Annotated in this window: 7 protein-coding genes; 2 read left to right on the top strand and 5 right to left on the bottom strand. The window is 67.5% G+C overall.

The window, feature by feature from the left end:
* Positions 1 to 339: 339 nt before the first annotated feature.
* Positions 340 to 1,260, bottom strand: coding sequence for an NADP-dependent oxidoreductase (locus DD1DGNOD_RS24900; protein ID WP_131768790.1), 921 nt, complete (start codon positions 1,258 to 1,260; stop codon positions 340 to 342).
* A 739-nt stretch (positions 1,261 to 1,999) separates the two neighbouring features.
* Here DD1DGNOD_RS24900 and DD1DGNOD_RS24895 point away from each other — a divergent pair.
* Both DD1DGNOD_RS24895 and DD1DGNOD_RS24890 read left to right on the top strand, forming a co-directional pair.
* Positions 2,000 to 2,869, top strand: coding sequence for a HalD/BesD family halogenase (locus DD1DGNOD_RS24895; protein WP_131768789.1), 870 nt, complete (start codon positions 2,000 to 2,002; stop codon positions 2,867 to 2,869).
* Positions 2,870 to 3,892: 1,023 nt separating this feature from the next.
* Positions 3,893 to 5,725, top strand: coding sequence for a choline/carnitine O-acyltransferase (locus tag DD1DGNOD_RS24890; RefSeq protein WP_131768804.1), 1,833 nt, complete (start codon positions 3,893 to 3,895; stop codon positions 5,723 to 5,725).
* Positions 5,726 to 5,792: 67 nt separating this feature from the next.
* Here the strand turns inward: DD1DGNOD_RS24890 and DD1DGNOD_RS27520 are convergent, their stop codons facing one another.
* From DD1DGNOD_RS27520 to DD1DGNOD_RS24870, 4 genes are all read right to left on the bottom strand, one after another.
* Complete coding sequence (locus tag DD1DGNOD_RS27520; RefSeq protein ID WP_165037025.1) at positions 5,793 to 6,233, bottom strand: hypothetical protein; 441 nt, start codon at positions 6,231 to 6,233, stop codon at positions 5,793 to 5,795.
* Complete coding sequence (locus DD1DGNOD_RS24880; RefSeq protein ID WP_131771151.1) at positions 6,230 to 7,921, bottom strand: biotin/lipoyl-binding protein; 1,692 nt, start codon at positions 7,919 to 7,921, stop codon at positions 6,230 to 6,232. Before DD1DGNOD_RS24880 ends, DD1DGNOD_RS27520 begins: the two co-directional genes overlap by 4 nt.
* A 177-nt stretch (positions 7,922 to 8,098) precedes the next feature.
* Positions 8,099 to 9,331 (bottom strand): ABC transporter permease, encoded by a 1,233-nt coding sequence (locus DD1DGNOD_RS24875; RefSeq protein WP_131768787.1) that lies wholly within the window; start codon positions 9,329 to 9,331, stop codon positions 8,099 to 8,101.
* Complete coding sequence (locus tag DD1DGNOD_RS24870) at positions 9,328 to 10,224, bottom strand: ABC transporter ATP-binding protein (RefSeq protein ID WP_131768786.1); 897 nt, start codon at positions 10,222 to 10,224, stop codon at positions 9,328 to 9,330. The genes DD1DGNOD_RS24875 and DD1DGNOD_RS24870 overlap by 4 nt, the downstream gene beginning before the upstream one ends.
* Positions 10,225 to 10,264 lie beyond the last annotated feature (40 nt).

Genomic DNA, 10,264 nt, shown 5'->3' with positions numbered 1-10,264 from the left:
GGTCCGCACCATGACCTGGCCCGCACGTGATCGGGTCCGCATATGACCGGTCCGCACAACCGGTTCGGCGCCGTTTTCGGGACATCCGGCCGGATTGGTGGACCCCTTCGGGACTGCCGGCCCATGACGTTCGGCGGGCGAGAACGTACCCGCGGAGGATACGCCCCAACTGCTCGGACGTCGGGGTAGTGCCGGAAGCCTCCGATCGGCCGGTACAGCGCGGTCACGGTGTCCTGCGCGCTGCCGGTGGTCCGCCGGCTGCGTGGGATCATTCCGCCTCGGTTGGTCGCAGCGGGCCCCGCCCACGCCGGTCCGGGTTCTCCCCGGCAGGCGCGTTCGTCAGGCCGGCAGTAGCACGATCTTGCCGCCGAGATGGCCGGCCCGGCTGGCGTCGAGCGCGGTGGCTGCCTCGGTCAGTGGATACGTACGCCAGATCGGCAGCTGCAGGCGTCCGTCCTTGATGAGGGCGAGGATGTCCTGGATCGCCTGCACGGTGTCCTCCCCGCCACCACCGACGTGGAAGCGGATCCCGTGGTCGGCGGCGTCGAACGCGGCGATGGTGAGCACCCGCTCGGGCCCGCCGGCCAGTTCGATCGAGACCGGCAGCTCACCGCGGCCCGATGCGTCGAGCACGGCGTCCACCCCCTGCGGGGCGACCGCGCGGACACGGTCCGCCAGACCGTCGCCATAGGTGATCGGGATGGCACCGAGTGAACGCAGCAGTTCGTGGTTGGACTCGCTGGCGGTACCGATCACCCGCACGCCGCGGGCGACGGCCAGCTGCACGGCGAGGACACCGACGCCACCCGCGGCAGCGTGGATCAACAGTGTTTCGTCCGTTGCGACGCCGAGCAGATCGAGTACCTTCCACGCGGTGCCACCAGCGCCGGCGAGGCTGCCGGCGACCTCCCACGACACATCGGCCGGCCGGGTGACCAGTGCCGCGGGGTCGGCGAGCGCGAACTGGGCATAGGAGGGGGTCGAGGACGACCCGAGCACCTCGTCACCGACTGCGAAGGCGGTCACGCCGTCGCCGACCTGGTCGACGACGCCGGCAACGTCTTTGCCCAGACCTGCGGGAAAGTCCAGCTTGAGCAGCTCCTGCAGGGCACCTTGGAGGATCTTCCAGTCGACGGGGTTCACGCTCACCGCCCGTACCGCGATACGTACCTGACCCGGACCGGCAACCGGGGCCGGGACGTCGACGACGCGCAGCACGTCGCTGGTGCCGTACTCGGAGAACTGCGCTGCAATAGGCATTTACTCGGCTCACAATCTGCTGACGGTCGTATCGGTGGTCATCTGCCCGGCGGGGACGGTCCCACCGTCCCGACAGCGGACCGATTCGTCCCGACTTGTAACACGGTTCATCCCAACTTGTAACAGGGCCGCGCCGCGGGCTCCGTGTCCAGAAGCGGCCATGGCCAGGACTGGCCGGGACGGCGGTGGCGCCTGCGCCGGCGCGAACCGATTCACCCACCCTGCCGGCCGTGGCACCGACGTCAACCCGGTACTCACCCGATACTCATCTGCTACTCGCCCAATAATCACCCTGCGTCTACACAAACTCGCCCAATGTGTTTTCTTCTCACTCGCTGTGACTGTTGGATGTGGCTGCCGACGGATCCAGAATCAACGTCAAGGACGACGACCAGGGGGATCCGAACTGATTATGATCATTGGGCGTGTTTTCGAGATTGGTGTCGCACATCACAAGCGACTTCATGTCAATGAATCGAGGGCAACGATGTGCTAATGGGCCAAAGGCGGTGCGATCATGTTTCTCCCGTGTCCGTGTCCCCGGGCGCTCTTGGCGTATCCGAGGTAGTCGAGAAGAATGAGAAGGCGCTGTGGACGCGGTCTGCTCGCGGGAGGTGATGGCCTTGACAGCGTGCGGATCGTGTAACTGGCACTGCATGGACGTCGAACACGAGGATCGCCGGACCGGTTGCGATGTCCCGCTCCGCAGCGGTGAGCCCGCCAGGTGGAGGAGAGCCTCATGAGTACATCGGAAGCTCGGGTGGTCGGGCAGATGGTCAACACGGCTCGCTATCCCCTGGCAGAGCCGACAAGCGCCGGTTGGAAGTACGTGGTTTCTCGTGCCCGGTATGAACTGCAAAATCTCGGATGCAGCGTGCTGTCCAGTTTTATTCGGTCCTCACGGCGTGAAGAATTGCGGCTGGAATGCGCTGCGGTTGCTCCTCTGGCGTATTATGACGTCGAAACCGTCAATGCCTACAACATCGCTGCTGACGCGTCTCTGCCGGCAGATCATCCGGGTCGCATGGCTATGCGACGTGGCAACGCCTTTGTAGCGCGTGATCGCATTCCCGATGATTTTGCCATCCATCAGCTCTATTCCAGCGAACTGTTTCAGCATTTTGTCGCCAGTTGTTTCGAGCTGCCCCGCGTTTACGAGCTCGCGGACCCCCTGGCCGGGCTGTGTCTCAATGTCGTCACCCCGGAAATGGAGCATCCATGGCACTTCGACACAAATGAGTTCGCGGTGAGCCTGCTCACGCAGGAGTCGCAGGCCGGCGGCGTGTTTGAGTACTGTCCGGATATCAGGTCCGCGGAGGCGGAAAATTTTGACGACGTTCGGGCCGTATTGGCCGGCCGCGGTGGGCACCTGATCCGTCGCCTGCCCCTGCATCCGGGTGACCTTCAGTTGTTCAAGGGTCGTTATTCAATGCACCGGGTGAGCTCTGTGCAGGGCGGGACGGCGCGCCACTCGGCGATCTTCGCATACAGCGAACGCCCCGGAGTGATCGGCAGCGTGGAGCGGACGAGGCAGCTTTTCGGCCGGGTGCTGCCCCAGCATCTGGCGGTCGCTGGACACGCTGTGCGGGGCGACCGACTACTGGATTAGGCCGGGTCCGGCGGGCATCGGTCGATGCGGGGAGGGATGATCCGCGCGATCGGAGATCTGCCATACGCGGCCCGGGGGCCGGCGATCCGAATCCGAAGCCGGTCCGTTGCCCGTTCTGTGATCCAAGGAGGAACGCAGCCCGTGCATTTTGATGCCACCGGAAAAGTTTCACTCGATCACATCTACACGCAACCCGACCCACGCGCCTACTTCGACACGTTGCGCAAGCTCGACTACTGTATCCCGCAGTTGGCCAAACCATATTTCAGGAAAATCATTCAGGAGTACCAGGAAGCACACCGGAACCCGGCTCCGAACATCCTGGACATCGGTTGCTCCTACGGTATCAACGCAGCTCTGTTGAAATGTGACGCGACCATGGAGGAGCTGTATGGGCGTTACTGTGACGGCGACGCCCGTACGCAGACCCGCGACACGCTGCTGGCCCGCGACCGGGAGCTGGTCCGGTCGCGTGACCGCCTGCGGCGGACCCGGTTCGTGGGCCTCGACACCTCGCAGCAGGCCCTTTCGTACGCGCTCTCGGCCGGGTTCATCGATGACGCGGTGTACGCCGACTTGGAGGAGCGCGACCCCACGCAGCGACAACGCCAGCAGCTCACCGGTGCGGATCTCGTCATCTCTACCGGCTGCATCGGCTACGTCAGCGACCGGACCATCGCGCGGGTGGTCGGCGCAAACGGCGAGTGTAGACCGTGGATGGCACATTTCGTCCTGCGGATGTTCCCGTTCGCGCCTGTTGCGGAGAGCCTGGCCGGATTGGGATACGAGACCATTCATCTCGAACGCATGTTCAAGCAGCGGCGGTTCGCCTCCCCGGAGGAGCAGTCGCTCGTCCTGGATACCCTGTGGAACGTCGGAGTGGACCCGCGCGGTCTGGAAACCGACGGCTGGCTTTACGCGCAGCTCTACGTCTCCCGGCCGCGCGGCACGAACGGTTGCGTGGTCATCGACCTCGCAACGAACAAGGAATCATCCAGGTCCCCACAACCACCGAGGTCGAGGATCAAATTGAACGATAACCAGGATTTGTCCGCCCGTACCTTTGGCAATGAAGATCTCCTGCCGCGGGTGCCGTTGCCCCCGCTGGAGGAAAGCTGCGAGAGATTCCTCGAGTGGTGTGCACCGCTGCTGACCGCGGACGAGCTGACGGAGACCGAGGCGGCGGTGGCCTCGTTCCTGCGACCGGACGGTCCCGGTCGCCGGCTCCACGAGGCACTCGAGCAATACAACGCCGGCGAGGACGTGCACAGCTGGCTCGACACGTTCTGGCCGTCCCGCTACCTGGGACGTCGCGACCGTATAGCGCTCAACGCGAACTTCTTCTTCCTGTTCAAGCATGCGGATCTGGGACAGATGGACCGGGCGGCCGGTCTCATCGCCGCGGCCGTCAACTACAAGCTGCAGCTCGACGACGAACGCATTGCGCCGGCCGTCCAGCGGGGGCGGCCGCTGTCGATGGAGCAGAACAAGTTCCTGTTCTCCGCGACGCGGATACCCGGAATTGTGCAGGACACCGTCCGTGCGCCCTACAGCGAGCAGTGGCCGGGTCCGTCCCGGGCACGTCACGTTGTGGTGTTCTTCCGCGGAAACATCTTCCGTCTGGACGTGCTGGGTCCGGACGGCCGACCCCACACGTTAGACGACCTCGTGGTCGGGCTGCAGACGATCATAAAGGCCGGTGCGACGAGGGCCACGCCGGAGACGTCCGTCGGGCATCTCACCACCAAGGCCCGGGCGGAGTGGGCGGCCAGCCGGCAGGCGCTGCTTGCCCGCCATCCCGGTAATGCCGACGCGCTCGACGAGGTGGAAACCGCGCTGTTCTGTGTATGTCTGGAGGACTTCACGCCCAAGGACACCCTGACGGCGTGCGACCAGATGCTTCATGGTGACAGCGGTAATCGCTGGTTCGACAAGGCCGTGTCCCTGATTGTCTTCGAGGACGGCACGGCGGGCATCAACATCGAGCACTGCGGTCTGGACGGGACCACGATCCTCAGCTTCGTCGACGCGCTGCTGGGTGCCTCGCCCGAGGAACACTCGGCGCAGTCGGGGGCCAGCCCCCAGGGTCTGCCGAACGTCAAGGCCATCGAGTTCGTGCTGGACGGTGACCTGCAGGCCGACGTGCGGGCCGCCGGCGCCTCGTTCGCGGCGTACGGGGCTGACACCGCCACGTCCATCCTGTCGTTCGACGATTTCGGTGGAAAACGTGCCAAACAACTGCGGATATCGCCGGACGCATTCGTGCAGCTGGCCTATCAACTCGCTCACAAGCGGGCCAAAGGACTGGTGGGCGCCACATACGAGTCGATCGCCACGCGGCAGTACCGGCGCGGGCGCACGGAGGCGATGCGTGTCGTCACGCCCGAGGTGCTGCGGTTCGTGGCCACGATGGACGACCCCGCGGCGGATGTGGTGACCCGCAGGGCGGCGTTTCGGGCAGCCGCCGAAAAACATGTGGAACGGGCGAAGCAGTGCCAGGCCGGACAAGCGCCCGAGCAGCACCTGTGGGAGCTGCAGCTCATCCAGAAGCGGCGCGGCGAGGAGCTGGGGGTGACCGCGCCGCTTGCCCTGTACGAGACCCCGGGCTGGCTCAAGATGCGGGACGACTACCTGAGCACCAGCTCCGCGCCGTCGGTCAATATCGAGTACTTCGGTTTCGGGTCGACCAGCAACCGGTGCATCGGCATCGCCTACGTGTTGCTTCCCGACCATTTCAATCTTTACCTGAGCACGCCGCTCCAGGCGGCCGACGAGATGTTCACGTTTGCCGGCAGGCTCCGGGAAGCAGTCCGTGAACTGCAGGACCTGCTCGCCACCGAGAAACCGGAGGATTGATGGCCGCCTGGTCATTCGTCGAGTACCGGTAGTTCCTGATCGCCGTGGCGGACGGAGCGGGTCGCCGCTACCCGTTCCGTCCGCCGCCCCCACCGACGATGAGGCCGCCACCGCCACCGACGAGGCCGCCACCACCCAAGCCGCCGCCGGTCGGTCCGGCGCCGGGGCGGCCCGCGCCGCCGAGGCCGCGCAGCGTGGTGTTGCTGGTGGGCAGTGGGGCATTCAGATCTGCCAGGACGACCCTGTCCCCTTCGGACAGGCCGGACGTCACCTGGGTGAAGGTTGCGCCGACCGCGCCCACCTCCACCGGCAGGCTGGTCGCCTTGCCGTCCCGCAATACGGATACGACGTGACGGTTACCGATTCTCAGCACGGCTGACGTCGGTACGGCAAGTGCGTTCGCCGCGCTGGAAACGACGATGGAGACGGCCGCGCCCGAGCCGGCGAACAGCTGCCCGCCGTCGCTGTTCAGGCCGCTGTTCAGGCCGATGGTCACCGGATAGGTCACCCGCCCGACGATCCCGAAGAGCCCGACGATGCTGTCCCGCCGGAGGTTGTGGACGCCGCCGGAAGCAGGCCGATCGCCACCACGGTGCCCGTCAGCGGAGAGCTGGTGCCGTCCGGGGTGACCGTGACCTTGGCGCCGATCTTCACGGCGGCGACGTTGCTGTCACTGGCGGTTGTCGTTACCTGCATGGAACCCGGGTTCAGCACGACGATCGTCGCTGTGCCCGACCCGCCACTGACGGACTGGCCGGGTGCGATGTTGACGGCGGCTACCAAGCCGCTGATCGGGCTGATCAGCCGTGCCTGATCCAGGCTCTGCTGGGCCACCAGGAGCATGGCGTTGGCCGCGTCGACCGAGGCCTGGTCGGCGGCGATCTGGGCGGCTGACGCCGGTGTGCGGGAGGCCCCCGACGTTGTGCCGGACCGGCCCGCCGAGCCACCCGCCAGCGTGTTGCTCCCCGCTGGGCCACCACCCGCGGGTGTGCCACCGCGTGTGCTCTTGCTTCCGCCGGTGTCCGTCCACGCGGTCCCGTTCGTGCCACCGGTTCCCGCCCCGGTTCCGGTCGGGCTGGACGACGGTCGGCCAGCGTCCGTGCCTCCGCCTGTGCCTGCACCCGCGTCCGGCTGCCCCCCTGGGGACTGCTGCTCTGGGGACTGTTGCCGTCCCGGGGACTGGGCCAGCAGCTGCGCGACCGCGGCATCGAGGGCAACCACATCCGCCGCCACAGCGTGCAGACGGTCGTTGAGGGTCTCCTGCTCGGTGAGGACCTGCTTGAGCAGCGCCGCACAGTCCGTGCCGTTGGGCGCCGGACCCGTGGCCGTCGCGGTACCTGATGGCGCTGCGGTACCCGGTGACGGCGTGAGAGCCGGGGTCCCGGTGACCTCACCCGAACTCCCGCTGCCGTGTGCGGCGCCGGGTACCCCCGCGCCGGGGGCGTCATCTCCGGCACGGCGCAGGCTGTCCAGGAACGACCGGCACACCGACTGCTCGTGGGCGAGATCGGCCTGGATCTGGTATAGGAGCGTGTCGGCGGCGTGCTGGTCGGCCAGCAGTTGCTGCTGGTAGTGCTTGACGAGATCCTCGGCCGAGTTCGCGCCCCCGGTCGTCCCCGCGCTGTTGGCGGTCCCGGCCTGTGGCTCGCCGGCCGCGGTCCCGCTTGCGGTCACATGACTCGCGCTCTGGACGCCGGCCTGGCCCGAGGTGACGAACACTGCCCCGCTGACCCTGCCGGTTCCGGTCGACGCCGACGCCGGCGCGGAGGTGGACGCGGCGGCCGAGGCCGTGCCGGCGGCGGTCTGGCTGGCCTGGTCGGCGGCGAGTTTCGCCTGCGCCGAGGCGAGTGTGGACCGGGCGTTGTCCAGCGAGGCGGCCAGGGAGGACGTGTCGAGTTCGGCCAGGACGTCGCCCGTTGTCACATGCTGGCCGACGGCCACGGAAACCTGCGCCACCCGCCCACCGACGGGAAAACTCACTGATGCCTGGCTGGTGGGCGTCACGGTGCCGGTGGAGTTCAACGTTGCCTCGACGGTGCGGTGGGTGACCACCGCGGTCCGGTAGGACGGCCCGCCCGAGGCTGCCGTGGCGGCGAGAACTCCGCCGCCGACCCCGCCGACGACAACGATGACGACGATTACCGTCGCCCAGCGGCGGAGCCGGTGTCGCCGGTCTCGGGAAGTCCGGTCAGCCATTGGCGGACCCCCCGGGGATGCGAGGACGGCGGGATCGGGATGCGGGCTGGGCAGGCTGAGTGACGATGCCCGCAGGCGCGGGCACGCCGTGTGGGGGCATGCCGTGTTCGGGCACGGTGGACTCGTTTTCCTGGTCGTGGCCCTGGGTGCCGGGCAGGGCCGGAGACTGACGGATCATCATTCGCTGCGCAGTGCGTCGATGGGGGCCAGCCGGGCGGCTCTGCTGGCGGGGTAGACGCCGAACCCGACTCCGATCCCCACCGCGACGATGATCGCGCCGACGGTTGCGGGGAGTGAGATGTCGATCCGCTGGGAGATCAGATGGGGGAGCAGCGCGGCTCCCACTAGTCCGAGGGCGGTACCGGCGAGCCCGCCGGCCAGGCCGAGGACGGACGCCTCCACCAGGAACTGGCGCCTGATCACCCGGGGTGGCGCCCCCAGCGCTTTGCGTAGACCGATCTCTCGGATGCGTTCGGTGACGGAGACCAGCATGATGTTCATCACGCCGATGCCGCCGACGAGCAGTGAGATCGCCGCGATCCCGCCGAGCAGCACGGTCAGGGTCCGGTCCACCGAGGTGGCGGCGGACAGGATGGACTGCTGGCTGGCGATGGTGAAGTCGGCGCCGGTGGGGGTGCTGATGCGGTGCAGCGCGAGCAGTGTGTTGTTGGCCTCCTGGTAGGCGGCGGACAGCGTCTTCGACGACGACGCCTCCAGGTAGATGTTCTGCACGGAGCTGCGGGTCGCGCCGCCGAACACCCGGTTCGCCGCGGTGCTGATCGGGAGGATCGCCTGGTCGTCCTCGTTGGCCGTGGCGGACGAACCGGCCGCGGTGAGCGTCCCGACCACCTGCATGGAAACCCCGGAGACCGCCACGGTCGCGCCGATCGGGTTGCGACCACCGAACAGCTGCTCGGCGGTGGTGGCCGCGAGCACGACGACCGCGGCATGGCTGGTGACGTCCTGGCTGGTGATGAAGCGGCCGGAATTGATCTTCCGGGCCCGGACCGACAGCCAGTCGGGCGTTGTTCCGACGACCGTGGTGGTCCAGTTCGACGTGCCGGCCGTCAGCGACAGGCTGCGCTGGCTGGCCGGCGCGACCGCGGCGATGTCCGGAGCGACGTCCTTCGAGGCCAGCGCTTCGGCGTCCTGCACGGTCAGTGTCGAGGCCGAGCCGAAGCCGCCCCGGATGCCGTTGCTGCTGGTGGTGCTGCCCGGCGTGACCACGAGCAGGTTGCTGCCCAGGGAGTTGATCTGGTCGCGGACCTGGTTCTGGGCGCCCTGGCCGAGACCGACGGTGAGGATGACCGCGGCGATACCTATGAGAATCCCGAGGACGGTCAGAGTCGAACGCGACCGATGTGTACGCACCGCTTCAAGTCCGATGCGTAGCGTCTCTAGCCAGCTCACTGGCGAACCTCCCAGGTGAGCGGGGCCGAATCGCCGCGGACCGCGTTCCCGGTGCCGGTGTTCCCGGACCTGGCGGCGGTACCGGATGCGGAGCCGGGCCCGGCAGTGGTACCGGCAGCGGAGCCGGCTTGGTGACCAGGCCCCGTGTCGTCCTGGATGTCACCGTCGCGGATCCGCACCACCCGGCCGGCGGTGGCGGCGACCTCGGGCTCGTGGGTGATGAGCACGATCGTGCGACCGGAGGCGTGCAGTTCATTGAGCAGGCTGAGCACGTCCTGGGTGGACGCGCTGTCGAGGTTGCCGGTTGGTTCGTCGGCGAGGATGAGCGCGGGATCGGTGACCAGCGCACGGGCGACGGCGACCCGTTGCTGCTGGCCGCCGGACAGCTCGTTCGGGCGGTGGGCGATCCTGTCTTGCAGACCCACCTTTTCCAGCGCCTCGATCGCCCGGGCGCGACGCTGCGCCCGTCCCGTCCCGGCATAGCACAACGGCAGTTCCACGTTGCGCCACGCGGACAATGTGGGGAGCAGGTTGAACTGTTGGAAGACGAAGCCGATCCGCCGGTTGCGGATCTCGGCGAGATCCTCCTCTGGCATCTGGTTGACGTCCTCGCCGGCAAGACGGTAGCTGCCCGTGGTGGGCACGTCGAGACAGCCGAGAATGTGCATCAGGGTCGACTTGCCCGACCCTGACGGACCCATGATCGCGATGTACTCGCCCTCGGAGATACGCAGGTTGACACCGCGCAGCGCCTCCACTTCGAAGGCGCCGGTCCGGTAGGTCTTGCGGACACCGTCCAGTTCGATGACGGGCGGCCGGCTGGCCGGCGATCCCGCGGAGAGTGATCCTGCGGCGGAGAGTGATTCCGTGGAGGATGATCCGGTCTCGGTCACGACTCAGCCCGCCCCGCCACCGCGGGCGCCCCCACCGAAC

The sequence above is a fragment of the Candidatus Protofrankia californiensis genome (assembly GCF_900634765.1).
GTDB classification, from domain to species: Bacteria; Actinomycetota; Actinomycetes; order Frankiales; family Frankiaceae; genus Protofrankia; species Protofrankia californiensis.
Note: the sequence above shows the minus strand (reverse complement) of the source record. Positions and strands in the feature narration are given on the sequence as shown.